The organism is Hoeflea sp. EC-HK425 (assembly GCF_902498795.1).
GTDB classification, from domain to species: Bacteria; Pseudomonadota; Alphaproteobacteria; order Rhizobiales; family Rhizobiaceae; genus Hoeflea; species Hoeflea alexandrii.
Genome location: NZ_LR701572.1, coordinates 3902532 through 3928661, shown reverse-complemented (window position 1 = coordinate 3928661; position 26130 = coordinate 3902532). Strand labels below are relative to the sequence as shown.

Genomic DNA, 26130 nt, shown 5'->3' with positions numbered 1-26130 from the left:
CCGGCGTCTCCGGAGGCTTTGCAGTGAAGGTCAGGATCGAACCCGTGAACGACCGCATGTGCATAGTGACCAGGGAGCGTGGCCAGCCGGATGATCTGATCCGGTTTGTCGCCGGTCCTGACGGAACCGTTGTGCCTGACCTGCGCCATGCCCTGCCGGGGCGCGGCTGCTGGGTCAAGGCGGAGCGGTCCGTGATTGACCTGGCCGTCAAGCGCAAGCTCTTCGGTCGGGCTCTGAAAACAGAGGTGACCACGGACCCGGATCTGGGGGGCGTGGTCGACAGGCTGCTTTGCGACAGCCTTTTTGGTATGATGAACATGGCTCGGAAATCCGGCCAGTTCGTCACCGGATCTGGTAAGGTGGATGATGCCATCCGCTCAGGCGCCGCACGGGCGCTGATGCATGCGAGCGACGCGGCCGAAGACGGCGTACGAAAATTGCGTCAGGCCAATACGGCCCGCGCCAAGGGGATCAAAGAGGCGGAGATACCCGTCTTTCGGCTGTTTTCAGCCGATGAATTGGCGCTTGTCATGGGCGATGGCGCTTTTATCCATGCCGCCGCGCTTGCAGGGCAGGCCGGTGAGGGTGTAGTGAAGCGCGCAAAGATGCTTGCGCGCTACAGGAACGGTCCCGATGCGGGGCCGGGCTGAAAACGGGCTAAGGGGTGTTGAACCCCGGATGCGATCGATCAAGAAGCCGGCGCGCACAGGTGCGATGCGGCTTCCCGCGGAAACGGATACGGAATGAGCGACAGCAACGACGACAAGACAACCAGTGTTACCGGCAAGAAGACCTTCTCGCTGAAGCGCCCCTCTGTGGAACAGGGGATGGTGCGCCAGGAGATGGGCCGTGGGCGCACAAAGGCGGTGGTGGTGGAGACGCGCAAGCGCCGCATCAACCGTCCTGAAGACGACAAGCCGGTCCCGCCGGTGACCCTGAAGCCACGTCCGGCGCCCGCGGCTGAAAAGCCTGCGGAACCGGCTCCGGCCGCCAAGTCTGCGGCAGGCGCCGCGGCAACGCCGGCTGCTCCTTCGGCTCCCGCGCGCGCACCGGCTGCCAAGCCTGCGCCGCGTGGTGCCGTTCTCAACCAGCTTTCCGCAAGTGAAGTCGAGGCGCGCCGTCGCGCCCTTCAGGACAGCCGCATCCGCGATGTCGAGGAGCGCAAGCGGGCCGAAGAAGAGGCCGCGCGCCGCGCCGAGGAAGATGCACGCCGTGCAGCCGAAGAGGCTGAGGCCGCCCGCATCAAGGCGGAAGAGGATGCCCGGCTGGCCAAGGAAGCCGCTGAGCAGGCTGTTGCCGCGGAGGAAGCTGCTGTCAACGCACCTGCAGAGGCTATTCCGCCGGCCGCCGAAGAGGCCCCGCGCGGTCGCCGTCGCGATGCCGTGGAAGAGGAGGCCCCCTCCCGCTCGGGTGGTGCTGCCCGTCCCGGTGGCCCGGCACGGCCCGGTGCCAAGGTCACGCGGCCGGAAACGCCCAAGCCGGCCCGTCCGAAGGCAGAAGAAGATCGCCGCCGCGGCAAGCTGACGCTGACCGCTGCTCTCAACGATGACGGCAATTCGCGCGGCCGCTCGCTGTCGGCCATGCGCCGCCGTCAGGAAAAGATGCGCCGGTCGATGGCGCAGGAACCGCGCGAGAAGATTGCCCGCGAAGTCACCCTGCCTGAAACCATCACCATCCAGGAACTCTCGCAGCGTATGGCCGAACGCTCGGTCGACGTGATCAAGTACCTGATGAAGGAAGGCCAGATGATGAAGCCGGGCGACGTCATCGACGCCGATCTGGCCGAACTGATTGCCGGTGAATTCGGTCACACCGTCCGCCGTGTCTCGGAATCCGACGTCGAACTGGGCATCTTCAATGTCGAGGACGAAGGTGGCGAGATGGTATCGCGGCCTCCGGTGGTCACCATCATGGGCCATGTCGACCACGGCAAGACCTCGCTGCTCGATGCCATCCGCGATGCCAATGTGGTTTCGGGGGAAGCCGGCGGCATCACCCAGCACATTGGTGCCTACCAGGTCGAGAAGAACGGTCAGCTGATCACCTTCATCGATACTCCGGGCCACGCCGCCTTTACCGCGATGCGTGCCCGCGGCGCCCAGGCCACCGATATCGCCATTCTCGTGGTCGCGGCCGACGACGCCGTGATGCCGCAGACGATTGAATCGATCAATCACGCCAAGGCGGCCGGTGTTCCGATCATCGTGGCGATCAACAAGATCGACAAGCCGACGGCTGATGCGCAGAAGGTCCGGACCGATCTCCTGCAGCATGAAGTCTTCGTTGAAAGCATGGGCGGTGAAGTCCTCGACGTCGAGGTCTCCGCCACCAAGCAGCTCAACCTCGACAAGCTGCTTGATGCCATCCTGCTGCAGGCCGAACTTCTCGATCTCAAGGCCAACCCCGATCGCACCGCCGAGGGTGTCGTGATCGAGGCCAAGCTTGATCGTGGCCGCGGCTCGGTTGCCACCGTTCTGGTTCAGACCGGTACGCTCAAGCCGGGCGAAATTCTCGTCGCCGGCGACCAGTGGGGCCGTGTGCGCGCCCTGGTCAATGACCGTGGCGAGCATGTCAAGGAAGCCGGACCCGCGTTCCCGGTTGAGATTCTCGGCCTTCAGGGCACGCCGCAGGCCGGCGACCGCTTTGCCGTGGTCGAGAATGAAAGCCGCGCTCGTGAAATTGCCGAGTATCGCCAGCGGCTTGCCCGCGACAAGGCGGCGGCACGCCAGAGCGGAACACGTGGTTCCCTCGAGCAGATGATGACCCAGCTGCAGGACACCGGCAGCCAGGAGTTTCCGCTTCTGGTCAAGGGTGACGTGCAGGGCTCGATCGAGGCCATTGCCGGTGCCATCGAGAAGCTCGGCACCGACGAGGTTCGCGCCCGGATCATCCATTCCGGCGCAGGCGCCATCACCGAATCCGATATCTCGCTGGCCGAAGCTTCGGGCGCGGCGATCATCGGCTTCAACGTCCGCGCCAACAAGCAGGCGCGCGACGCGGCCGAGCGCGATGGCGTCGAGATCCGCTACTACAACATCATCTACGATCTGGTGGATGACGTGAAAGCCGCCATGTCGGGCATGCTGTCGCCGGAACGTCGCGAGACCTTCCTCGGCAATGCCGAGATCCTCGAGGTGTTCAACATCACCAAGGTCGGCAAGGTTGCCGGTTGCCGTGTCACCGAAGGCAAGGTCGAGCGTGGCGCAGGCGTCCGCCTGATCCGCGACAACGTTGTCATTCACGAAGGCAAGCTCAAGACCCTCAAGCGCTTCAAGGACGAAGTCGCCGAGGTCAATGGCGGCCAGGAATGCGGCATGGCCTTCGAGAACTACGAGGACATCCGCGCAGGCGACGTCATCGAGTGCTTCCGCGTCGAACACGTCACCCGCACGCTCTGATCGGATAGCGATCCCGGCGCTTCGGCGCCGGGCAAGCCTCCGTCTTGCGCTGTCTCGGGCCGTCGTGCCCGCACTTTCGGTTGGAACACCATGGCCAAGTCATCCTCATCGGGTCCGTCCCAGCGCATGCTCCGTGTCGGCGAGCAGGTGCGCGCCGCCATCACCCAGGTCCTGCAGCGTGGTGAGGTCCGTGATCCGGTGATCTCCAACACCCTGATCTCGGTGACCGAGGTGCGCATGTCGCCCGACCTGCAGGTCGCCACCGCCTACGTCACGCCGCTCGGCGTCGACGATCACGCCAAAACCATCGCGGCGCTCAACAAGAATGCCCGCTTCATCCGCGGCCGCGTCTCGCCGGATCTGCGCCAGATGCGCAACATCCCCGAACTTCGCTTCCGCGACGACACCAGCTTCGAGAACTATTCGAAGATCGACGCGCTGTTGCGCTCGCCCGAAGTCGCCCGCGATCTCGACCATGACGAGGATGCGGACGAGACCGGTGATGGCGCCGGCCCCGAAGGCGAAGGGAAAGCCTGAAATGGGGCGTCGTGGCAAGAAGAAGGGCCGTCCGGTTTCCGGCTGGCTGGTTCTCGACAAACCGTGGGATTTCGGCTCGACCGAGGCTGTCTCGAAGATCAAGTGGCTGTTCAAGGCCGAAAAGGCAGGCCATGCCGGCACTCTCGATCCGCTGGCCTCGGGCATGCTGCCGATTGCGCTCGGCGACGCCACCAAGACGGTCCCCTATGTCATGGACGGCCGCAAGATATATGAGTTCACCGTCGCCTGGGGCGAGGAGCGCAACACCGACGATCTCGAGGGCAAGGTGACGGCAAGTTCCGACGCGCGCCCCGACAAGGCGGCCATCGAGGCTATCCTGCCGGCCTATACCGGCGTCATCGAGCAGGTTCCGCCGGCCTTTTCCGCAGTCAAGATAGCCGGCGAGCGTGCCTATGACATGGCGCGTGACGGCGAGGTGGTGGAAATCCCCGCCCGCGAGGTCGAGATCCACCGCATCACGCTGCTGGGATGTCCGGACGCCGACCATGCGGTGTTCGAGGTCGAGTGCGGCAAGGGCACCTATGTGCGGGCGCTGGCCCGCGATTTTGGCCGCCAACTCGGCTGCTGCGGCCATATCTCGGCGCTGCGCCGCACCATGGTCGCGCCGTTCTCCGAAGACGTCATGGTGCCGCTCGCCGATCTGGTGGCTCTCGAGGAAATCGAGGACGACGCCGAACGCCTTGCTCAGCTGGATGCTTATCTGGTGCCTGCAGGCGAGGCGCTTGGCATGCTGCCCCGCATCGATGTCAGCGAGGATCAGGCCCATCGCATACGCATGGGCAACCCGATCATCCTGCGCGGACGCGATGCGCCCGTCGCCACCGACGACGCCTGCGCCTTCGTGCGCGGCCAGCTGCTCTCGATCGGCGAAGTCGCCGGCGGCGAGTTCCGTCCCCGCCGGGTCTTCAAGGCCTGATCACGGTCTTGCGGCGGCCCTTGCGCTGTTGCACACTGATCGCCTGAAAGCCGCGTCGGCCGACTTCGTGCCGGCAGGGAACAAGTTCGGGGGGTAACCAGCCTTGAAATCACGATCCGTTGTCATCTCAATCGCAGGTCTTGCCGCCATCACCCTTGTCGCTGGCGCCGCTCCGTCGGGCGCCCAGAGCCCAGGTTTCGATGCCCAGGGTTGCGGTTGGTACATCGTTCTGGGGTGTTCGAAGAGCCGTGTCGACGCCAAGCGGCAACTCATCGATCTGGGCGGTCCCATGGTCGGCGGCGGCGCCGGATCGCGGGTGATCAACACCTCCGATTTTGACGGATTCCGGGGCGGTTTCTACTGTGTCGCCGACGGTCCGTATGTCTCCCGGGATGATGCAGGCTCCGTGGCCTGGATCGAGGCGGTGCCGGATGCCTATGTCAAGCGAGGTTGCTGACGCGGCGGCTTCACGCGCGCCGATGCCGGCCTTGGTAACCTTGAAGCGGGCGTGGCCCGGGCGTACCCCACATTTCCCTTTCAATTTTGCCGCATTTGGCCTATAGCCCAGCCGTTATCGCCGGTTTGTCCGGCGTGACGCTTCGAGGCCCCTGCTGGACGACATCCCGGCAGCGGGCGCCATATCCATCCAGACTGAAAGGATTTACGATGTCGATTACTGCTGAGCGCAAGGCTGCGCTGATCGAAGAATACGCCACGAAGCCAGGCGATACCGGTTCGCCGGAAGTCCAGGTTGCCATTCTCACCGAACGGATCAACAACCTGACCGGCCACTTCAAGGAAAACAAGAAGGACAACCACTCACGCCGCGGGCTGTTGACGATGGTTTCCACGCGCCGTTCGCTGCTTGATTACGTCAAGCGCAAGGACGAAGCGCGCTATGCTGCGCTGATCGCCCGTCTGGGCATCCGCCGCTAAACGGTTCTCCGGCGGGCGGGCCACGTGTTTCGCCCGCCGGACCCTTTCCCCGATTCCGGTCCTTATGGGTCTGGAACGGGATCCCGGCGCCAAGGCGCGCGCCACCGGTCAGAGGGCCGGAAATCGCGCCACAACCGTCCGAAGACCGGGTAGTCCGGTTCCGACGACACCAGAATGGCCTGTCATGGGGCAGGATTGCCGGATGCTTTTGCCGCGGTTTGCAACGTGGTCCCTCAAAGCCTCCCGCTGTCTTGCCCGAGATGCGCTTAAACACACGGGACAGTGAAGCGCGCGGCCGAATACCGGTCACGCCCACATGCCCGCACTTGAAGGACAAGACATGTTCGATACCCACAAGGTCGAGATTGAATGGGGCGGTCGTCCGCTCACCCTGGAAACCGGCAAGGTTGCCCGCCAGGCCGATGGTGCCGTTATCGCCTCCTACGGCGAGACCACCGTGCTAGCCACCGTCGTTTCGGCGAAATCGCCCAAGCCCGGCCAGGATTTCTTTCCGCTGACCGTCAACTACCAGGAAAAGACCTATGCGGCCGGCAAGATCCCCGGCGGCTATTTCAAGCGCGAAGGCCGCCCGAGCGAGAACGAGACGCTGACGTCGCGCCTCATCGACCGCCCGCTGCGCCCGCTCTTTCCCGATGGCTACAAGAACGACACCCAGATCATCATCACCGTTCTGCAGCATGACCTGGAAAACAACCCCGACATTCTGGCACTGGTCGCAGCCTCGGCTGCCCTGACCATCTCCGGCATCCCGTTCATGGGCCCGATCGCAGGCGCCCGTGTCGGCTACATCAACGGCGACTACGTGCTCAACCCGCATGTCGACGAAATGCCGGAATCGGCGCTCGACCTTATCGTTGCAGGCACTTCCGACGCCGTTCTGATGGTTGAATCCGAAGCCAAGGAACTCGGTGAAGAAGTCATGCTCGGCGCGGTCATGTTCGGCCACAAGTCCATGCAGCCGGTCATCGACGCGATCATCAAGCTCGCCGAAGCCGCAGCGAAAGAGCCGCGCGACTTTGCCGCTCCGGATCATTCCGAACTTGAAACAGAAATGCTCGCCATGTGCGAAGCGGATCTGCGCAAGGCCTATGAGAACACCGACAAGGCAGCGCGCTACGCCGCCATCGATGAGGTCAAGGCCAAGGTCAAGGACCACTTTGCACCGGCTGAGGGCGAAGAGCCCCGCTTTACGTCCGAAGTCATCGGCGCTGTTTTCAAGTCGCTGCAGGCCAAGGTCGTCCGCGGCGCCATCCTCGAGACCAAGAGCCGCATCGACGGTCGTGATCTGTCGACCGTGCGTCCGATCGTCTCGGAAGTCGGCCTGCTGCCGCGCACCCACGGCTCCGCCCTGTTCACCCGCGGCGAGACCCAGGCCATCGTCGTTGCCACGCTCGGCACCGGCGAGGACGAGCAGTATGTCGACAGCCTGACGGGGACCTACAAGGCCACCTTCATGCTGCACTACAACTTCCCGCCCTACTCGGTCGGTGAGACCGGCCGTACCGGTTCGCCCGGCCGCCGCGAAATCGGCCATGGCAAGCTCGCCTGGCGCGCCATCCACCCGATGATGCCGTCGCCCGAGCAGTTCCCCTACACGCTGCGCGTTGTGTCCGAGATCACCGAATCCAATGGTTCGTCCTCGATGGCCACCGTCTGCGGCACCTCGCTGGCGCTGATGGATGCAGGCGTGCCGCTGGCCAAGCCCGTTGCCGGTATCGCCATGGGCCTTATCAAGGAAGGCGACCAGTTCGCCGTCCTTTCCGACATTCTCGGTGACGAGGATCACCTGGGCGACATGGACTTCAAGGTCGCCGGTACCTCCGACGGCATCACCGCCCTGCAGATGGACATCAAGATCGATGGCATCACCGAGGAAATCATGCAGATCGCGCTTGGCCAGGCCAAGGACGGCCGCCTCCATATCCTCGGCGAAATGGGCAACGCCCTGTCTGAAAGCCGGGGCCAGCTGGGTGAATTCGCTCCGCGCATCGAGGTCATGAACATTCCGGTCGACAAGATCCGTGACGTCATCGGCACCGGTGGCAAGATCATCCGCGAAATCGTCGAGAAGACCGGCGCCAAGATCAACATCGACGACGACGGCACCATCAAGATCGCCTCGTCCTCGGGCAAGGAAATCGAGGCCGCCAAGAAGTGGATCCATTCGATCGTTGCCGAGCCTGAAGTCGGTGTGATCTATGAAGGCACCGTCGTAAAGGTCGCCGATTTCGGCGCCTTCGTGAACTTCTTCGGTCCCAAGGACGGCCTGGTCCACATCTCGCAGCTGGCTGCCGAGCGTGTCGCCAAGACCTCCGACGTGGTCAAGGAAGGCCAGAAGGTCTGGGTCAAGCTCTTGGGCTTCGACGAGCGCGGCAAGGTCCGCCTGTCGATGAAGGTCGTTGACCAGGAAACCGGCAAGGAAGTCGAAGCCGGCGAGTAAGCCGGGCTGCGATTGCCAAAGGGCAACAGTACACCTGTTTGCCTATGAACGAGAAAGCCCCTGGATCTGACGATCCGGGGGCTTTCCGCTTTGAGAACAGGCGGTCTCTTGCAGGCTCATGGATCGAACACCCGCGATCCAGCAACTTGCGATCCGGGACAAGTCTTAGTAGACCCATGCAACGGCTACCCGCTTCGGGAGCATCCAGGCTCGGGACTGGCCATCTTGGCAGCGGACCAGGGACTGCCGGGCATACTCCGGCCGAAGCGGAGCGCGGATGTGAAGCATCGGAGGGGTTGCCTCCACGGGCAATACCGGAGGAGGGCGTTGGCAGCATGAACCGGGTGGTAGATATCGAGGACGCCGCGCAGCAGGCGCGCCTCCAGCCATGGGTGGAGATGGAGTGCTACCAGCTCTCGAGCGGCCGCCATGTCGCGCAAATGCAGAGCCTCGACTTCGGCGGCCCGAAGATCGTCCGCGAACGCCAGACTGCTGCCGTCCAGAAACTGGGTTTCGCACCTGCGGACTTCTGTACGGTGTCGATGTCCAGTGCAGGCGAGGCAACGCGTTTTTCGGAACATCTGAGCGTTGAAGGCGACACGGTCTTCTTCATGCCGGGCAACGTCGAATATGACATTCATGTGCCGGCAGGTGTCGAGACGAGCTATGTCGGTTTCAGCTGGCAGGCGTTTCTGCAAGCGGCCAGGGCGCTCAATCCCGCGATGTGGGAAAGCCCGCCGCAAGGCGTGGTGGCGTTGCCCACCCCCATGCACCGTGAGTTCAAGACCATCGTCGACCTCTGGCTGAGCGCCGCCGATGCGCATCATCTGCCCGGTCATCCGCCGGATGCCGCTCGTCTGCAAAACCATCTGCTGCATGCTGTTCTCCAGATCGCTGCCACCTCTGAAAATGACACCGTCCTATCCTTTGGCGAACGCCGGCGGGCCTTACAGATCGGCCGAAACGCCCGAACCTTCGTCGATGATCGTTTCGATGCCGATATGCTGCCGACCGTCGTTGATATCTGCATGGCACTGGGGGTCTCCGAGCGGACCTTGCAATATGCCTTTCGCGAGTATGTCGGAATGTCGCCAGTTGCCTACCTTCGGGTCTGTCGGCTGAACCGCGTGCGCGTTGAATTGGTATCTGCCGATCCGGCAAGCACCACAGTCACGCAGGTAGCCATGCGGTTCGGTTTTTTCCATCTTGGCCGGTTTGCCGGAGACTACAGACGCCTGTTCGGCGCGACGCCTTCGGAAACGCTTGCGTCCTGATGTCATGCCTGGCTTGCCGGCGCGGCGGTTCAGCACTCGGCGTTGCGGTTATCGGATAGCCGCTCCTGCTTCGAGTTCCTATCATGAGCCTGTTGGTTATGCCCGGGACCAGTCCTGGGCCGAAACAATTTTGCCTAACTGAAGTCGGTTTTCATCACCGAAACATTTTTAGCAATCGCCGGACCCCAATGCATTCGTTCCAGGTTCTCCACCCGCGGACTGTCCAGATTCGCCGTTCCTCGTTGCAAATGAGCAGGAAAGTCCTTCTGCTGGCAACCGCGCTGACTGGCAGCCTTGTCGTCTCGTCCGCGCTGATGGACCCGGCACGGGCACAAGCGCTGACGGGGGACGTTGTCGCCAACAATGGTGACACGGTCAACGTCACGGTTTCTTCGACACCCAACTCCGTGACCAACAACGGCGGGCAAGTCCTGGTTGAGACAGGCGGTGTGACGCTGACCACCAATTTCGTGCAACAGGGCGGCGAGACCCGCGTTGCTGCTGGCGGTGTGCTGACGGATACCGACGGCGTGGTCGCCATCAGCGGTGGCGAGGTGCAGAACAATGGCGGCGGCGCGATCACCAGCGCGGTATCGGTCAGCGGCGGTACCCTGATCGCCAGCGGCGGAACGTTTGGCGGCAATGTCACAATCAGCGGTACAGGGGAGTTCAATGTCGACGGCTCGGCCACTGTCGGGACGACAACGATGACCGGTGGCGTTATTGACGTGGGGGATGCCTTTACGCTGAACACCGACCTCGTGCAGAGCGGCGGGACGACCACGATCAATTTCAACGCAACATTGACCGATGCCGGTGGCACGACCCTTACCGGCGGAACGATCACGAATGAGGGAACCATCTCGAATTCCGTCACCGTGAATGGCGGAACCCTCACCAACAGCACGGGCGGAGCGGTCAACGGACTGACAAGCGTTCAAAGTGGTACGCTGAATGCCGCGGGCGGCACCTTTGCCGGCGGCGTGGCCGCGCAGGGCGGGACGGTGAATATGACCGCGTCCCAGACCCTCGACCTGACGAACAATGGATCGGTCATCAACATCAATACGGGCGTGAACCTGACCGACGATCTGGTCAACAATAGTGGCACGCTCAACATAGCCGGTACTCTCACCGGCAATCTGACCAATAGCGCAACGGCCTATGTGACCGGAACCATCACCGGCAATGTCATCAACAACAGCTCCCTGATCTTCAATGGCAATGACACCTTGACCTATGCTGGGAACATCTCCGGCACGGGGTCGCTGACCAAATCAGGTGCGGGCACGCGTACCTTGACAGGAACGAACACCCATTCCGGCAGCACCACGGTCGAAGCGGGTACCTTGCGGGCGGGCTCAGCTGGTGCCTTCACCGCAAATACGGCCTACACTGTCAATGGCGGCACACTTGATCTCAACGGGCACAATCTCACAATGTCGGCGCTGTCTGGTTCCGGCGGAACTGTTGCGTTGGGCAATGCCGGGCTCACCGTGAACCAGTCGGGCACCGCCACCTATGCCGGTGTGATCAGCGGCACGGGCTCGCTCATCAAGTCCGGGGCAGGTACTGTGACGCTCACCGGTGCGAATTCTCATACCGGCGGCACGACGGTTTCTGGCGGAATGCTTCAGATCGGCAATGGCGGCACATCGGGGAGCATCGGCGGCGACATCACCAACAATGCGGCCCTTACCTTTAACCGCTCGAATGCTCTGATCTTCTCAGATGATATTTCCGGCACCGGTTCGCTGGCCAAGTCCGGCGCGGGCACGCTGACGTTAACGGGCACGAACACCCATTCCGGCGGCACGACGATCTCCTCTGGCACGCTTCAGGTCGGCGACGGCGGCGCCTCGGGGAGCATCGGCGGGAATATCACCAATAACGCCGCCCTTGTCTTCAATCGCAACGATGCCTTGACCTATGCTGGCGTCATATCCGGCACGGGTTCCCTGACCAAGTCCGGCGCAGGCACGTTGACGCTGACCGGGACGAACACCCATTCCGGTGGCACGACGATCTCCTCTGGCACGCTTCAGGTCGGCAACGGCGGCGCCTCTGGGAGCATCGGCGGCGACATTACCAACAATGCAGTCCTCATCTTCAATCGCTCGGGTGCCCTGGCCTATGCGGGCGCCATGTCCGGCACCGGTTCGCTGACCAAGTCCGGCGCGGGCACGCTGACGTTAACGGGCACGAACACCCATTCCGGTGGCACGACGATCTCATCTGGCACGCTTCAGGTCGGCGACGGTGGCGCCTCGGGGAGCATCGGCGGCGACATCACCAACAATTCGGCTCTCCTCTTCAACCGCTCGGGTGCCCTGACCTATGCGGGCGCCATGTCCGGCACGGGTTCGCTGACCAAGTCCGGCGCAGGCACGTTGACGCTGACCGGGACGAACACCCACACCGGCGGCACCACGATTTCCGCCGGCAAGCTGGTGGTCAATGGCAGCATCGGCGCGGTGACCCTGAATGGCGGTACCGTGGGCGGGTCAGGCACGCTAGGCGGCCTTACCGCGAGTATCGGCAGCACGATCGCGCCGGGCAATTCCATCGGCACCCTTAATGTCGCCGGGAATTCCGCCTTCGCCTCCGGCTCCACCTATGCAGTCGAGGTCGACAGCGCCGGCAACTCTGACAGGCTCGCCGCCACAGGCACGGTCACCATCGACAGCGGCGCCAAGGTCACTGTTGCCGCCGAGAATGGCACGGACGATGGCTCCACCTATGCCGTCTCGACCACCTACACGATCATCACCGCGGGAGCCGGGATCAACGGCACTTTCGGTTCGGTGAGCGAAAATTTTGCCTTCCTCGATGCGGCGCTCGGCTATGGCGCCAACGCGGTCACCCTGACTTTGACCCGGAATGATACAAGCTTTGCCGCCGCCGCCATCACCGCAAACCAGCGCGCGGCGGCCAACGGCCTGGACAGCCTGCGCGCCGGCAACGCGGTCTATGACGCGGTCGTTGTGCTCAACCAGGCCAGTGCCCGAACCGCTTTTGACAGCCTGTCGGGCGAGATCCATGCTTCTGCTGCGGGCCTGTTCATCGAGAACAGCCGCTTTGCCCGGGACGCTGCCGGCAACCGTATTCGCTCGGCCTTCGAAGGAGTTGCCGGCGGCAACCAGCCGGTGATGGCTTTCGCGGACCTCGGCGGCGTGCCCGTTGGCGCTGCAGTCTGGGGGCACACCTATGGCAGTTGGAGCCGGTTCGGCGGCAATGGCAACGCCGCGGGCATGAACACCACGAACGGCGGGTTCCTTTTCGGGGCCGATGCGGACATGGCTGCGGGATGGCGCGGCGGTCTGATGGCGGGCTACGGCAACGCCAGCTTCAATGTCGATGCCCGCGCCTCTTCCGGCGATGCGCACAGCTATACGCTGGGGGCTTATGCAGGGCGTCAGGTCGGCCCGCTCGGCCTCCGCCTCGGCGCCAGCTACGCCCTTCACGACCTCTCCACGAGCCGCCACGTGTCCGCTGGGACCCTTCGCAATACTCTGAGTACGGGCCATGTCGCCTCGACCGCCCAGCTCTTTGGCGAGGTCGGCTACTCTCTTGAAGGCGGCGGCGCCCGGTTCGAGCCCTTTGCAGCCATCGCACTGATCCATCAGCACACCCCCGCCTTCACCGAGACCGGTGGCGCGGCGGCGCTCTCGGTTGCTTCGGCCTCTCAGACCCTGGGCGTTACCACCATCGGCCTGCGCGCCGAGCGTCAGGTGGCGGCTGGCGAGAGCTATACCGCATCGCTCGGCGGGTCTCTGGGCTGGTCCCACATGATTGGCGACCCCGGGCCGTCCTCGAGCATGCGCTTTTCCTCGGGCAACGCTTTCACCATCTCGGGCCTGCCGCTCGATCGTGACACTGCGCAGATCGAGGCCGGGCTCAGGCTGAATTTCGAGGATGGCGCGATCTTCAACCTCGACTACCAGGGTGAACTGGGCACCCGGACACAAAGCCATGGGGTCGCAGCCAGGTTCTCGAAATCCTTCTGAACCGGCAGCGCGCGGTATTGCCGCGGGCCTGTTGCTGCCGTAAGGGGAACAATCAGCCTCACTCACGCATTGCCCCTGCAAGACAAACGCAGGAGCACACTTCATGAGCCATACGCTTGCCATCGCCAGCATCGAGGAAATCACCCACAATGTCCGTCAGCTGACCTTCGAGAAACCCGAGGGCTTCGAGTTCACGCCGGGACAGGCGGCGGAGGTGGGGATCGACAAGGACGGCTGGCGTGATGCGGGCAATCCCTTCACCTTCACCGCACTGCCCGAATGGGACGAGTTGCAGTTCACCATCAAGGTCTACCCTTCGCACGACGGACTGACCGAACAGATCGGCAAGATGGAAGTGGGCGACAGCTTCATTGTCGGCGATCCCTGGGGCACCATCGAGTACAAGGGGAAGGGCACATTCATTGCCGGCGGTGCCGGTGTCACCCCGTTCATCGCGATTCTCCGCATGCTCAAGGAGCGTGGTGAATTGTCCGGCCATCGGCTGATCTTCGCCAACAAGCGCGAGGCAGACATCATCCTGCGAGACGAGTTCGATGCCATGCCGGGCCTCGAGGTGGTTTACGTCCTCTCCGAAGAGAAAAAGAATGGTTTCGAGCATGGCCGTATCGACCAGCCGATGCTCGAACGCCTGATCGGAAACACGGATCAACAATTCTATGTCTGTGGCCCCGACGATATGGTGGAGAGCATCAACGACGCGCTCAGGCAGATCGGTGCCGACCCGGACGGGCTGGTCTTCGAGGAGTGATGAGCAGTCTGCACAGTGGGTGAGCCAACGCGGTGGAATGGTTTGAGCAATGAGCCCCGACGCCACGGCGGAGAATTCAGCTGGTTTCGCTCCCATCGTCCGCTTGCACACGTGAAAAAGCCCCGGATCTGCAATCCGGGGCTTCTGCATGCGGCAGGCTGGCAGCCTCTAGCTCGGTTCCGTGTCGGTCCGCTTCAACTCGGAGACGATCGGCATCGAGGTGATGTTGAAGCCCGAATCCACGTAGTGGATCTCGCCGGTCACGCCCGACGAAAGGTCCGAAAGCAGGTAAAGCGCCGACTTGCCGACATCGCCGATATCGACGGTGCGGCGCAGCGGCGCATTCTTTTTCTGGTAATTGAACATGGCCCGGGCATCGCCGATGCCCGCGCCCGCCAGCGTACGCACCGGCCCGGCCGAGATCGCGTTGACGCGGATGCCGTCCTGGCCGTAATCGGCGGCCAGGTAACGCACCATGGCTTCAAGCGCGGCTTTGGCGACACCCATCACGTTGTAGTTCGGCATCACCCGCATCGAGCCGCCATAGGTCAGCGTCAGGATCGAACCGCCTTCGCTCATCAGCGGGGCTGCGCGCTGCGCCACTTCGGTGAAGGAATAGGCCGAGATCACCATGGTGCGCGAGAAGTTGGCCCGCGTCGTCACGTCGGCATAGCGGCCCTTGAGCTCCGACTTGTCGGAAAATCCGATGGCGTGGACCACGAAATCGATCGTGCCCCATTCGGCCTTGAGTCGCTCGAACACCTGGTCCACTGTAGCAATGTCCTCGACATCGCAAGGCAGTATCAGCTTCGAGCCGACACTTTCCGCCAGCGGCTTCACCCTGCGGCCAAAGCCTTCGCCCTGGTAGGTGAACGCCAGTTCGGCCCCGGCGTCAGCCAGTTGCTTGGCAATCCCCCACGCGATCGAGTGGTCATTGGCGACCCCCATGATCAGGCCGCGCTTGCCTTTCATGATACCGTCCATCCCCGTCATCCCCTTCGATCTCACCCGTTGTGACGCTGGAAGACCAGCGTGGCATTGGTCCCCCCGAAGCCGAACGAGTTCGACAGCACCGTGTCGATCTTCGCATCATCGATGCGCGAGCGCACGATCGGCACACCGTCGAATTCAGGGTCCAGTTCGGTGATATGGGCGCTTTCGCCGATGAAGTTCTCCTTCATCATCAGAAGCGAGTAGATCGCCTCCTGAACGCCCGTCGCACCGAGTGAATGACCGGTCAGCGACTTGGTCGACTGCACATGCGGCATGTCGTTGCCGAAGACTTCCCGGATCGCGCCGATTTCCTTGGAATCGCCCACCGGCGTCGATGTGCCGTGGGTGTTGATGTAGTCAACCCGCCCCTTCACTGTCGAAAGTGCCTGGCGCATGCATCGGACAGCGCCTTCACCTGACGGGGCGACCATGTCGTAGCCGTCTGATGTTGCGCCGTAACCGGTCAGTTCGGCGTAGATCTTGGCACCGCGGGCTTTTGCATGCTCGAGTTCCTCGAGAACCAGAACGCCGGCGCCGCCGGCAATCACGAAGCCGTCGCGGCTGATGTCATAGGCGCGGCTTGCGCTGGTCGGCGAGGTCTCGTTGTACTTCGAACTCATGGCGCCCATCGCGTCGAACAGGTTCGACATGGTCCAGTCCAGATCCTCGTGTCCGCCGGCAAACATCATGTCCTGCTTGCCCCACTGGATCATTTCCGCCGCGTTGCCGATGCAATGCGCCGAAGTCGAGCAGGCCGACGAGATCGAGTAGTTCACGCCGTGGATCTTGAACCAGGTCGCAAGCGTGGCCGATGCGGTCGAGGACATTGCCTTGGGCACCGCGAACGGGCCTATCCGCTTCGGGCTGCCGTTCTTGCGGGTGATGTCGGCGGCGTCGATCAGCGTCCGCGTTGACGGTCCGCCCGAGCCCATCACGATGCCGGTGCGTTCATTGCTGATCTCGGTCTCCGAAAGGCCGGCATCCTCGATCGCCTGTTTCATGGCGACATGGTTCCAGGCGCCGCCGCGCGACAGGAAGCGCATGGCGCGGCGGTCGACCATCTCGGTGGGATCCAGCGTCGGCGCACCCCAGACCTGGCTGCGGAAGCCATGCTCTGCAAAGTCCTCGCTGAAACTGATGCCCGATTTGGCCTCGCGGAGGGATTGTGTTACCTCGTCTGCGGTGTTGCCGATGGAGGATACGATCCCCATGCCTGTCACGACGACTCGTCTCATGTCCTGCCCTTTCTTGTAGAGGGTCCTGAAATTTCCCGGCGCCGTAATCGCGCGCCTTGAGCGGGAGTGTCAGGCAGTTTTGTCCTTAGCAAGGCCGACCTTCAGATCGCTGGCGTTGTAGATCGTCTCGCCATCCGCCTTGAGCCAGCCGTCGGCGATACCGAGCACCAGCCGGCCGCGCATCACGCGCTTGAAGTCGATGCCGTATTCGAGCTTCTTGATCGTCGGCGTCACCATGCCTTTGAATTTGACCTCGCCGGTCGACAGCGCCATGCCGCGGCCCTGTTCGCCAAGCCAGCCCAGATAGAAGCCGGTCAGCTGCCACATGCCGTCAAGGCCAAGGCAGCCGGGCATGACCGGGTTGCCCTTGAAGTGACACGGGAAGAACCAGAGATCGGGGGTGATGTCGAACTCGGCGCGCAGATAACCCTTGTCGAATGCACCGCCGGTTTCCGAGATATCGGTGATCCGGTGCACCATCAGCATCGGCGGCAGCGGCAGCTGGGCGTTGCCGGGTCCGAAGAGCTCGCCTTCCGCACATTTCAGGATCTCGTCATATGTGTAGCTCGATTGCCTGTCGACCATGAAAAAAGCGTCTCCTCGTTCGCCGTCTCTCCGCGCGGCTTCAATTCGTGGTGTGCAAACTAGCACAGGCCAGTGCCCTGGCGAAGCCACCGGGCACGGCACCCCCGAATACCGGATGAGCCATTCAAGTGAAAGGGGGGGCAGGCGGAAAGTGGATTTCAGAGATCTATTGAAAGCAATGCCCACAAAAGATATATGAAACCTATGAAATCTATCGATCGGACGCCATCAAGCATGCCTGGTGCACACGGATCAAAATCCTCCGAGCGCGAATCGGCTCTGCGCCTGCGCGGGGCAGGGCTTCGCCCAACACGCCAGCGCGTGGCGCTGGCCGACCTGCTGTTTGCCAAGGGGGATCGCCATCTGACAGCCGAGGAGCTTCATGAAGAGGCTGTCGGCGTCGGGGTGCCGTGCTCGCTGGCCACGGTCTACAATACCCTGCACCAGTTCACCGAGGCTGGTCTGCTCAGGGTACTGTCGCTCGAAACCGCCAAGACCTATTTCGACACCAATGTCTCCGACCACCATCACTTCGTGGTCGAGGGCTCCAATGATGTGCTCGATATTCCGGTGGGCAACATTTCGGTTTCCGACCTGCCCGAGGCGCCCGAAGGCATGGAAATCACCCATGTCGATGTGGTCATCCGAGTCCGTCCCAAGCGCTGACTCACGGCCGGACAGCCTCCGGCCACACCCTTTTCAAGCCCGCCGAGCCTCTCGTTGACAACACCATGAGCGATCTGCGTCGATCGCTCTGGAAAAGTGGGCAATTTCCCATTACTAGCGTGTCAGTCCCGTCAGGCTCTTGCGCGCATGACGGTCTTCGTTTTGGGAGCCGAGAGGAAAACACATGCCGCCGTATCGTTCGAGAACATCCACCCATGGCCGCAACATGGCGGGCGCCCGCGGCCTGTGGCGGGCGACGGGCATGGCGGACAGTGACTTCGGCAAGCCGATCATCGCGGTGGTCAACTCGTTCACCCAGTTCGTGCCCGGCCACGTCCATCTCAAGGACCTGGGCCAGCTTGTCGCCGGCGAGATCGAAAAAGCCGGCGGCGTCGCCAAGGAATTCAACACCATTGCCGTCGATGACGGCATCGCCATGGGCCATGACGGCATGCTCTATTCGCTGCCCTCGCGCGAACTCATCGCCGATTCCGTCGAATACATGGTCAACGCCCATTGCGCCGATGCCATGGTCTGCATCTCCAATTGCGACAAGATCACGCCCGGCATGTTGATGGCGGCGATGCGGCTCAACATCCCGGTGATCTTCGTCTCCGGCGGCCCCATGGAAGCCGGCAAGGTCATCCTCGAGGATGGCACGGAAAAAGCGCTCGACCTGGTCGATGCGATGGTTGCGGCTGCCGATGACAGTATCAGCGACGCCGATGTCGCCGCCATCGAACGCTCGGCATGCCCCACCTGCGGCTCCTGCTCGGGCATGTTCACCGCCAACTCCATGAACTGTCTCGCAGAGGCCATGGGTCTTGCGCTGCCCGGGAACGGCTCGACGCTCGCCACCCATGCCGACCGCGAACGGCTGTTCCGTGAGGCTGGCCGCACCATCGTTGGTCTCGCCAAGCAGTATTATGACGGCGACGACGCCGGCGTGCTGCCGCGTTCGATCGCCTCCTTCGCAGCGTTCGAAAACGCGATGACGCTGGACATCGCCATGGGCGGCTCCACCAACACGGTGCTGCATCTGCTCGCCATCGCCCATGAGGGCGAGGTCGATTTCACCATGGCCGACATCGACCGGCTGTCGCGCAAGGTGCCGGTGCTGTGCAAGGTCGCCCCTGCCAAGAGCGATGTGCACATGGAGGATGTCCACCGCGCCGGCGGCATCATGGCGATCCTCGGTGAGCTGGACCGGGCCGGGCTGCTCGACACGTCCGTTGGCACCATTCATGAAAAGACCATGGCCGACGCTCTGGCAAAATGGGACATCGTGCAGTCTTCCGACGAAGTGGTGCATGATTTCTACCGCGCGGCTCCCGGCGGCGTTCCCACCCAGACCGCCTTCTCGCAGTCCCGCCGCTACAACAGTGTCGACATCGACCGTACAGGCGGCGTGATCCGCAGCGCCGAGCATGCGTTTTCGCAGGATGGCGGCCTTGCCGTGCTGTTCGGCAATCTCGCCGAGGATGGCTGTATCGTCAAAACCGCCGGCGTCGATGAATCGATCCTCAAATTCTCCGGGCCTGCGAAGATCTTCGAAAGCCAGGACGATGCGGTCTCGGACATCCTGACCGGCAAGGTCAAGCCCGGCGAAGTGGTGCTGATCCGCTACGAGGGGCCGCGCGGCGGACCCGGCATGCAGGAAATGCTCTACCCGACCAGCTACCTGAAATCCAAGGGGCTGGGCAAGGCTTGCGCCCTGGTCACAGATGGCCGCTTTTCCGGTGGATCTTCGGGCCTGTCGATCGGCCACGTCTCGCCCGAAGCCGCCGAGGGCGGCACCATCGGCCTGGTCGAGACCGGCGACATCATCGAGATCGATATCCCCGCACGCTCCATCCACCTGGCTGTCGACGAGGCAACTTTGGCTGAACGCCGCGCCCGGCGCGAAGCCGAAGGCTGGCAGCCCGAAAAGCCGCGCAAGCGTGCCGTCTCGACCGCGCTGAAAGCCTATGCCTCAATGACCAGCAGCGCCTCCAAGGGCGCCGTTCGCATTCTCTGAGCTGTGCGCAACCGGCCATGTGCCGACGACCGATGCTGAAACATTCCGCGGGCCGGCCATGCCGGCCCGCCAAGCCCTGCCTCAGGCGGCCGCGGCCTGCAGCCGTCCGTCGAGCACCACGCCCGTCTGGGGCGAGACGACGCCGGCATCGCGGATGAAGGCGATGATCTCGTTGCGGTAAACCAGACCGGTGTGCAGATAGGTGAGCTGGCGCAGGTCCATGCTTGGAAGATCGCCCGCGACACCGCCGCCGATCGGCTTGCCGTTCCACGATTCGCCAAAGCCACCCAGCGAGATATAGGTGTTGAAGGCGACGGTGAAGCTCTTGTCCATCTGCTCGGCGAGTGGCTGGCCGTTGATTTCCACCTCGACCGCCCGGGCCTCCTGTGCCGAACTGCCGTAATCGATGCGATAGCGCACGCCCTTGGAGAAATGCAGGAAGCCGCGGGAAACGAAGCTGTCGAGCTTGATGTCACTGCTCGTCAGTTCCTCCGGCCGCAGGATGCGCTTGGCATTGTTGTCCAGCATCTCCTGGATCTGAGCCCCGCTCATGGTCGCCACGTGGACATTGTCGGCATAGGGCATGACGTCGAACCACTGCTTGAATGTCAGTGGTCCCTCGGCGATGCCCGAGGCGAGGCCTGTGGCGTTGAACATGGCGATGTCGATCCTGCCATTGGCAAAGGTTGCCGAGCGCTCGACGAGAGCGTCATTCATGAAATTGGCAATGGCGCATTCGCGGATGTAGCGATCTGCGATGGTGCGTTCGGTTGATACCAGCTCTCCGTCCTCGACGGTGCCGATGATTTCCGTCAGCTTCTCGTCCAGTGCTGCAAGCAGCGGCGCAATATGCGCCGTCTCGAACTCGGCGTCATAATCGCCGTCATGCTCGAGGTCGGCATACTTCGGATCGTCGGCGGCCACACGGTCATCGCGCGATTTCACCTTGTGTAGGCTGACCGAGGAGAACCAGTCCTTGCGGCCCTGGTCGGCGGCGATCGACATCGCGATCTCGCCGAGATAGGCCCCGTTGGCTTCGGCCTGGGTCAAAAGCACGCCCTCGATCATGTTGTCGAGGTCGATGCCTTCGGCATTCAGACGCGTGTGCGAATGGCCGCCGACCAGCACGATGGGCTTGTCGGTCAGCGGAGCCGCAGCGGCAGCGATGTCGAAATCGCCTTCGCCGATCATCCGGTTGGTCGCCGCCTTGCCGCTCATGTGATTGCCGGAGCCGTAGCCGCAATGCGACAGGATGACGACGACATCGGAGATCGAGGCCACAGCCGGCAGCAGATTGCGGACGGCCTCCACCGGACTGGAAACCGCCAGATCCGGATCGGACTCCTGACCGACCCGTGTATCGACCGCTGTTGTCAGGCCGATGAATCCGATGCGCATGCCCTTGGCTTCGGCAATCGCCGCACAGGAATAATCCTTGTTCATGGCCATGAATTTCGAACCATGGACATTGGCCGACAACACCGGGAAAGTCGCATCTGCGAGACCCGTCTTCAACACTTCGCAGCCACGGTCGAACTCGTGATTTCCGAGCACCGCAATGTCGAGACCTGCTGCCGAATAGCTGCGATAGGCGGGATCAGCAACGAAGCCCTCGGGCGACCAGCCCAGCAGCTCATCGAGCACCGAGCCGGTGTGGTCGTCGCCGCCGGAAATGAACAGCACGGCTTCGTTGTCTGCTGCCGCGGCCTTGGTTTCGCGAACCGTCTTGACCATCTGCGACAGCCGGTGCGTGTCGCCTTTTTTCCCATGGGTGTCGGTGAGGTGATTGTGCAGGTCATTGAAATGCATCAGCCGCAGAACCCGGCGTTCGCCGGCGGCCATGGACGACTGCGGAACGGGGTTGCCTTCGGCCGTGATGATGGTGCTGATGGGGCCGGAAAACGGATCGCCCTTGAGCAGGAACAGCCGCTCGAAAGCGCCGTTCGGATTCGGCGTGGCGGCAACCATCTGCAATTCACCCTCAGCGGCGGCGCCAGAGCGAAACGTTAGGAATGGCGACATGGCTGTCAGGCCGACGACGGCGCCGGATTTTAAAAGATTACGACGTGAAAATTGAATGTTTGCAAGAGTCACAATGACCTCCTGTAGCTGCGGAGAGGAAACATATCCCCGCGGAGGCCTTCTCATGTGTTTATGAAGTCCCGATGACGCGCGCTGGTGCGCCCGGGACTTTGCATCGCATCCGACATGTGGTGGTTGGCGATGCGCGCCGGGAAGTTGGCCTGCATAAGCCCCGAAAGACCGGTAAGTCACATCAACAGTGCGATGACCCGTTTTCCACAGAGTTCGAAATCATCCGCTGCGATAACGCTGCGAGGGTCCGATCCGGGCCTATTTGAAGGCTTCGCCCGGGTAGGCGCCCCAGATCTCGCTCTGCGCGACCCAGCCGCTGGTTCCCTCGGCTTCGGCCTCGCACCAGTCGCCGTTGCAGGTCTTCACCGAAACCACCACGCCGGGTTCGAGACGGGCGACCACATCGGCATTGGTGCGGGCTTCACGGTGCATGTTGATGAAGTCATCCGTGGCCTCGCCCTTCTTCCAGGGCGCGGTCATCGCCGTGCGCTCGCCTGACAGCAGGGACTGGTAGACCCAGCCCTCGGTGCCTTCGGCGTCGCGCACCCGGCGCCAGTTGTCGTATTCCTGGATCACTTCCATCGGCACCCCGGAGCGGGTGTAGAGCCAGGCCACCGCGTAGTCCCGGCCCGGGCCGATGCGCAGATTGACCCGCTTGGCCTTGAGGCTGACAAAGCGCGGCAGCGGCAGGCCGCTCGGGCCTTTCGTCGCCGCCTGCGCATGAGCCGCAAAGCCTGCGGTTGTTCCGGACCCGAGCATCGGGCTGACCGCCAGGCCCGCAAGCGCCAGGCAGGTTCCGGAAAAAAGGGAAAGGCGACGCATGACTCACACCTTTTGGGTTGGGGCGCCGGGGAGGGGCGGCGCCGCTGCAGTTCTGGTTCCAGGCTCGCTTGTGCCGCCGTCCCGGCGGGCGTTGGACGGGCCCTGGCGTCGAGCTCGGGGAGCGCCGCCTGTGGCCGGTTGTGAGCCTGTGACGCTTTTTTAAACAGCAATCCCGGCGCTTTGGATTGTCATCGCCGGAGGGTCTGTTAGAAAAAGCGTAACGCGGAAATCAATGTCGCCGAGTTTGGTTAAGAAGCTCTCAACGCTGGACCTGAATAAGATGCCCAACAAGAAAAAACCGAAGGTCTATATCACCCGCCGTCTGCCGGACGCGGTTGAAACACGCATGCGCGAACTGTTTGACGCCGAGCTCAATATCAATGACGACCCACGCACCCAGCCCGAACTTGTTGCCGCCATGCGATCCGCCGATGTTCTGGTGCCCACCGTCACCGACCGGATCGATGCCGCGCTGATCGAACAGGCCGGTCCGCAGATGAAGCTGATCGCCAATTTCGGCAATGGCGTCGACAACATTGATGTCGAGGCCGCGCAGAAGAAGGGCATCACCGTCACCAACACCCCGAACGTGCTCTCAGATGACACCGCCGACATGACCATGGCGCTGATGCTTGCCGTGCCGCGGCGGCTGACCGAGGGCGCCAATGTCATCATCGGCGCCAATGGCAGCTGGAAGGGCTGGTCGCCGACCTGGATGCTCGGCCACCGCATCGGCGGCAAGCGGCTCGGCATCATCGGCATGGGACGCATCGGCACTGCCGTTGCCCGTCGCGCCAGGGCCTTCGGCCTGTCGATCCATTATCACAACCGCCGCCGTGTCGACCCGGCCACCGAGGATCAGCTTGAGGCCACCTACTGGGACAGCCTCGACCAGATGCTGGCGCGCGTCGACATCGTCTCGGTCAACTGCCCTTCGACGCCCGCCACGTTCCATCTGCTTTCCAGCCGTCGGCTAGAGCTTATGAAACCTGGCGCTTACATTGTGAACACCGCCCGCGGCGGCATCATCGACGAGGATGCGCTGATCCAGGCGCTGCGCGACGGCCGCCTTTCCGGTGCCGGGCTCGATGTGTTCGAACACGAACCCGCGGTCGACAAGCGACTGCTCAAGCTTGCGTCGGAAGGCAAGGTGGTGCTTCTGCCGCACATGGGCTCGGCCACCATCGAAGGCCGGATCGACATGGGCGACAAGGTGATCATCAACATACGAACCTTCTTCGACGGCCACCGCCCGCCCGACCGCGTGCTGCCGCTGAGAAACTGAGGCCGGAGTTCGGAGTTCAGAAGTTCGGGGACCGTTTACCTTTACCCCTCAATTGCTGGGTTCGGTTTCGCCGTGAGCGCGGGCAAAAGCAAACTGTCCCCTGCCTAGCCCTTCCGGCTGTAGCGGATGGTCTGGAAGCTCGCTGCCAGCCCGTCATAAAGCAGCAATCGTCCGATGAGCGGTTCGCCCGCGCCTGTGATCAGCTTGATCACCTCCATTGCCTGCAGCGTACCGATCACGCCGGTGAGCGCGCCCACGACGCCCGCTTCGGCGCAGGAGGGCACCAGCCCAGGCGGCGGCGGCTCGGGAAACAGGTCCCGGTAGCCTGGGTAGAGCTTGCCCTCGGAATTCTTCTCATAGGGTGTGAGCACCGTAACCGATCCGTCGAAGCGCCCGACAGCGGCGGTCACCAGCGGGATCTTCAGCGTCTCGCAGGTGTCCGCCAGCAGGTACCTCGTGTCGAAATTGTCCGACCCGTCCACCACCATGTCATAAGCGGTCAGCACATCCACCGCATTGTCCGTCGTCAGGCGCGTCTGGTGGGTCACCACCCGCGTGTGCGGGTTGAGGCGGGCAAGCGACCGGGCGGCACTCTCGGTCTTGGCCATGCCGACACTGGCCGTGTCGTGCAGGATCTGGCGTTGCAGGTTGGACAGCGACACCTCGTCATCGTCGATCACGCCCAGCAGTCCGACGCCGGCGGCTGCCAGGTAGCTCAGCACCGGCGAGCCCAGCCCGCCGGCACCGATCACCAGCACCCGCGCCGCCTTGAGCCGCTGCTGGCCGGCGCCGCCGATTTCCGCAAGCACGATGTGCCTTGCGTAACGCGCCACTTCGTCGGGATCGAGATGTGAATTGTCCATGTCTGCTCTCCGGATGCCCCCGGGCATCAGTCTGTCGTAGGCCTCAACCGGCAGCGGCGTCCACGTGCGGCGTCACCTGGCCATCCGCCACCAGGAAGATCTGTCCCCGCGACCCCAGGCTTGCAAACATCGAGACATCGGTTCCGGTCATGAAGGCCTGGCAATCGAGCGCCTCGATCAGATCAAACAACGCTGCCCGGCGGCCTTCGTCAAGATGCGCGGCGATCTCGTCGAGCAGAAGGATCGGCGCATGCCCGGTCATGGCCCGCACCAGCTGCGCATGTCCGAGCACGATCCCGATCAAGAGCGCCTTCTGCTCCCCGGTCGAGGACAACGCCGCCGGCATCGCCTTGGCGCGGTGATGCACGATCAGGTCGGAGCGGTGCGGCCCCGACAATGTCCGCCCGGCCGCCGCATCCCGCCGCCTGCCGCTTTCCAGCATCTGCGCGAAGGCAGCCTCCATGTCGCTCGCCGATGCCAGCGCCTCGTCTTCGAGAAAGCCTTCCAGCCGCACCGTCGCGGCGGGAAACACGCTGTGCTCGGCATGACTTTCGATCAGATCGGAAAGCAGGCTCACCACCTCGTTGCGCGCCATTGCCATCGCGACCCCGAGTTCGGCCATCTGCGCTTCCAGCCCGTCGAGCCAGGCAGGATCCGCCCGCCCTTCCGACAACAGCCGGTTGCGGCTGCGCATGGCCCGTTCATAGTTCAGCGCCCGGCCGCCATGGGCCGGGTCCACCGACAGCACCAGCCGGTCCAGAAACCGCCGCCGGTCGCCGGCCGAGCCGGTGAACAGCCCGTCCATCGCCGGGGTCAGCCACAACAGCCTGAGATGGTCGAGAAGCTCGTCGGTGGTCCGTGCCGGCGCGCCGTTGATCCGCACCCGGCGCGATCCGCCTTCCTCGCCGCCGTCCACACCGGTGCCGATGTCGGTCGCGCCGGCCATGCCTTCCAGGCTGGCAAAAATGCTGAAACCGGTTGCTGGCTCCGTTCCGGCCCCAGGATCAGGCCTCGGTCCAGATCTGATCAGGTCGCCATAGGGGGCTCGCCGCATGCCCCGGCCGGGGGTAAGCAGCGACACCGCTTCCATGAGATTGGTCTTGCCCGCGCCATTGTCGCCCGTAAGCACCACATGGCGCTCATCGAGAGTGAGCGACAGGTTCGCATAGTTGCGGAACCCGGTGAGTTTGAGTTTTTCGATATGCACCCTGGCGGCCATGCAACTCCCCGCTCAGCCGTGTTCCGGCCGGC

General features: G+C 63.2%; 20 protein-coding genes. 13 read left to right on the top strand and 7 right to left on the bottom strand.

Translation table 11 applies throughout. The annotated features are described in order from the left end of the window. The first annotated feature begins 35 nt into the window (after positions 1-35). From SPHINGO391_RS21500 to SPHINGO391_RS21455, 10 genes are all read left to right on the top strand, one after another. Positions 36-650, top strand: a complete 615-nt coding sequence (locus SPHINGO391_RS21500; protein WP_267662090.1) for an RNA-binding protein — start codon at positions 36-38, stop codon at positions 648-650. 93 nt (positions 651-743) lie between these two features. Next, positions 744-3398 carry a translation initiation factor IF-2 gene (gene infB, locus SPHINGO391_RS21495; RefSeq protein WP_152010757.1) on the top strand — a complete coding sequence of 885 codons (2655 nt, stop codon included), beginning with the start codon at positions 744-746 and terminating at the stop codon, positions 3396-3398. A gap of 90 nt (positions 3399-3488) precedes the next feature. After that, positions 3489-3935 carry a 30S ribosome-binding factor RbfA gene (gene rbfA / locus SPHINGO391_RS21490; protein WP_152010756.1) on the top strand — a complete coding sequence of 149 codons (447 nt, stop codon included), beginning with the start codon at positions 3489-3491 and terminating at the stop codon, positions 3933-3935. A gap of 1 nt (position 3936) precedes the next feature. After that, positions 3937-4872: a tRNA pseudouridine(55) synthase TruB gene (gene truB / locus SPHINGO391_RS21485; protein ID WP_152010755.1), complete on the top strand. Its 936-nt coding sequence runs from the start codon at positions 3937-3939 to the stop codon at positions 4870-4872. Between the two features lie 103 nt (positions 4873-4975). Then, complete coding sequence (locus tag SPHINGO391_RS21480) at positions 4976-5329, top strand: hypothetical protein (RefSeq protein WP_152010754.1); 354 nt, start codon at positions 4976-4978, stop codon at positions 5327-5329. A gap of 209 nt (positions 5330-5538) precedes the next feature. Beyond that, entirely contained in the window at positions 5539-5808 is a 270-nt protein-coding gene (rpsO, locus tag SPHINGO391_RS21475; RefSeq protein ID WP_152010753.1) for a 30S ribosomal protein S15, read from the top strand. A gap of 340 nt (positions 5809-6148) precedes the next feature. Continuing rightward, entirely contained in the window at positions 6149-8269 is a 2121-nt protein-coding gene (pnp, locus tag SPHINGO391_RS21470) for a polyribonucleotide nucleotidyltransferase (RefSeq protein WP_152010752.1), read from the top strand. A 335-nt stretch (positions 8270-8604) separates the two neighbouring features. Then, positions 8605-9543, top strand: a complete 939-nt coding sequence (locus tag SPHINGO391_RS21465; protein WP_193217371.1) for a helix-turn-helix domain-containing protein — start codon at positions 8605-8607, stop codon at positions 9541-9543. Between the two features lie 248 nt (positions 9544-9791). After that, positions 9792-13550, top strand: a complete 3759-nt coding sequence (locus SPHINGO391_RS21460) for an autotransporter domain-containing protein (RefSeq protein WP_152010750.1) — start codon at positions 9792-9794, stop codon at positions 13548-13550. 103 nt (positions 13551-13653) lie between these two features. Further along, a complete protein-coding gene (locus tag SPHINGO391_RS21455; protein ID WP_152010749.1) occupies positions 13654-14319 on the top strand; it encodes a flavodoxin reductase in 666 nt (221 codons plus the stop codon). A gap of 168 nt (positions 14320-14487) precedes the next feature. Here SPHINGO391_RS21455 and fabI read toward each other — a convergent pair whose 3' ends face one another. The 3 genes from fabI to fabA form a co-directional block, all read right to left on the bottom strand. Continuing rightward, on the bottom strand, positions 14488-15303 hold the full coding sequence (fabI, locus tag SPHINGO391_RS21450; protein ID WP_152010748.1) for an enoyl-ACP reductase FabI: 816 nt from the start codon (positions 15301-15303) through the stop codon (positions 14488-14490). Positions 15304-15323: 20 nt separating this feature from the next. Then, positions 15324-16547 carry a beta-ketoacyl-ACP synthase I gene (gene fabB, locus SPHINGO391_RS21445; RefSeq protein WP_152010747.1) on the bottom strand — a complete coding sequence of 408 codons (1224 nt, stop codon included), beginning with the start codon at positions 16545-16547 and terminating at the stop codon, positions 15324-15326. 69 nt (positions 16548-16616) lie between these two features. Beyond that, positions 16617-17132: a 3-hydroxyacyl-[acyl-carrier-protein] dehydratase FabA gene (gene fabA, locus SPHINGO391_RS21440; protein WP_152010746.1), complete on the bottom strand. Its 516-nt coding sequence runs from the start codon at positions 17130-17132 to the stop codon at positions 16617-16619. Positions 17133-17366: 234 nt separating this feature from the next. On the opposite strand from fabA, the gene irrA reads away from it, so the two are divergent. Together irrA and ilvD are read left to right on the top strand one after the other, a co-directional pair. Then, on the top strand, positions 17367-17798 hold the full coding sequence (irrA, locus tag SPHINGO391_RS21435; RefSeq protein WP_152010745.1) for an iron response transcriptional regulator IrrA: 432 nt from the start codon (positions 17367-17369) through the stop codon (positions 17796-17798). A gap of 184 nt (positions 17799-17982) precedes the next feature. After that, on the top strand, positions 17983-19815 hold the full coding sequence (gene ilvD, locus SPHINGO391_RS21430; RefSeq protein WP_152010744.1) for a dihydroxy-acid dehydratase: 1833 nt from the start codon (positions 17983-17985) through the stop codon (positions 19813-19815). A gap of 81 nt (positions 19816-19896) precedes the next feature. Here the strand turns inward: ilvD and SPHINGO391_RS21425 are convergent, their stop codons facing one another. After that, positions 19897-21837, bottom strand: coding sequence for a 5'-nucleotidase C-terminal domain-containing protein (locus SPHINGO391_RS21425; RefSeq protein WP_210385808.1), 1941 nt, complete (start codon positions 21835-21837; stop codon positions 19897-19899). A gap of 330 nt (positions 21838-22167) precedes the next feature. Next, complete coding sequence (locus SPHINGO391_RS21420) at positions 22168-22731, bottom strand: SH3 domain-containing protein (RefSeq protein WP_152010742.1); 564 nt, start codon at positions 22729-22731, stop codon at positions 22168-22170. A gap of 280 nt (positions 22732-23011) precedes the next feature. Between SPHINGO391_RS21420 and SPHINGO391_RS21415 the strand changes: the two genes are divergently transcribed. After that, positions 23012-24016 (top strand): D-glycerate dehydrogenase, encoded by a 1005-nt coding sequence (locus SPHINGO391_RS21415; protein ID WP_152010741.1) that lies wholly within the window; start codon positions 23012-23014, stop codon positions 24014-24016. A 104-nt stretch (positions 24017-24120) separates the two neighbouring features. On the opposite strand, the gene SPHINGO391_RS21410 is transcribed toward SPHINGO391_RS21415, so the two are convergent. Together SPHINGO391_RS21410 and recF are read right to left on the bottom strand one after the other, a co-directional pair. Then, complete coding sequence (locus SPHINGO391_RS21410) at positions 24121-24879, bottom strand: molybdopterin-synthase adenylyltransferase MoeB (RefSeq protein WP_152010740.1); 759 nt, start codon at positions 24877-24879, stop codon at positions 24121-24123. Positions 24880-24922: 43 nt separating this feature from the next. Continuing rightward, positions 24923-26098 (bottom strand): DNA replication/repair protein RecF, encoded by a 1176-nt coding sequence (gene recF / locus SPHINGO391_RS21405; protein WP_152010739.1) that lies wholly within the window; start codon positions 26096-26098, stop codon positions 24923-24925. Positions 26099-26130 lie beyond the last annotated feature (32 nt).

Bases quoted from the DNA above. Each gene is read 5' to 3' on its own strand.
- truB (WP_152010755.1), top strand. From the start codon at position 3,937: ATGGGGCGTCGTGGCAAGAAGAAGGGCCGTCCGGTTTCCGGCTGGCTG.
- fabB (WP_152010747.1), bottom strand. From the start codon at position 16,547: ATGAGACGAGTCGTCGTGACAGGCATGGGGATCGTATCCTCCATCGGC.
- infB (WP_152010757.1), top strand. From the start codon at position 744: ATGAGCGACAGCAACGACGACAAGACAACCAGTGTTACCGGCAAGAAG.
- SPHINGO391_RS21420 (WP_152010742.1), bottom strand. From the start codon at position 22,731: ATGCGTCGCCTTTCCCTTTTTTCCGGAACCTGCCTGGCGCTTGCGGGC.
- SPHINGO391_RS21460 (WP_152010750.1), top strand. From the start codon at position 9,792: ATGAGCAGGAAAGTCCTTCTGCTGGCAACCGCGCTGACTGGCAGCCTT.
- fabA (WP_152010746.1), bottom strand. From the start codon at position 17,132: ATGGTCGACAGGCAATCGAGCTACACATATGACGAGATCCTGAAATGT.
- SPHINGO391_RS21455 (WP_152010749.1), top strand. From the start codon at position 13,654: ATGAGCCATACGCTTGCCATCGCCAGCATCGAGGAAATCACCCACAAT.
- SPHINGO391_RS21465 (WP_193217371.1), top strand. From the start codon at position 8,605: ATGAACCGGGTGGTAGATATCGAGGACGCCGCGCAGCAGGCGCGCCTC.
- rpsO (WP_152010753.1), top strand. From the start codon at position 5,539: ATGTCGATTACTGCTGAGCGCAAGGCTGCGCTGATCGAAGAATACGCC.
- SPHINGO391_RS21425 (WP_210385808.1), bottom strand. From the start codon at position 21,837: ATGTCGCCATTCCTAACGTTTCGCTCTGGCGCCGCCGCTGAGGGTGAA.
- pnp (WP_152010752.1), top strand. From the start codon at position 6,149: ATGTTCGATACCCACAAGGTCGAGATTGAATGGGGCGGTCGTCCGCTC.
- irrA (WP_152010745.1), top strand. From the start codon at position 17,367: ATGCCTGGTGCACACGGATCAAAATCCTCCGAGCGCGAATCGGCTCTG.
- fabI (WP_152010748.1), bottom strand. From the start codon at position 15,303: ATGGACGGTATCATGAAAGGCAAGCGCGGCCTGATCATGGGGGTCGCC.
- SPHINGO391_RS21415 (WP_152010741.1), top strand. From the start codon at position 23,012: ATGCCCAACAAGAAAAAACCGAAGGTCTATATCACCCGCCGTCTGCCG.
- recF (WP_152010739.1), bottom strand. From the start codon at position 26,098: ATGGCCGCCAGGGTGCATATCGAAAAACTCAAACTCACCGGGTTCCGC.
- SPHINGO391_RS21410 (WP_152010740.1), bottom strand. From the start codon at position 24,879: ATGGACAATTCACATCTCGATCCCGACGAAGTGGCGCGTTACGCAAGG.
- rbfA (WP_152010756.1), top strand. From the start codon at position 3,489: ATGGCCAAGTCATCCTCATCGGGTCCGTCCCAGCGCATGCTCCGTGTC.
- ilvD (WP_152010744.1), top strand. From the start codon at position 17,983: ATGCCGCCGTATCGTTCGAGAACATCCACCCATGGCCGCAACATGGCG.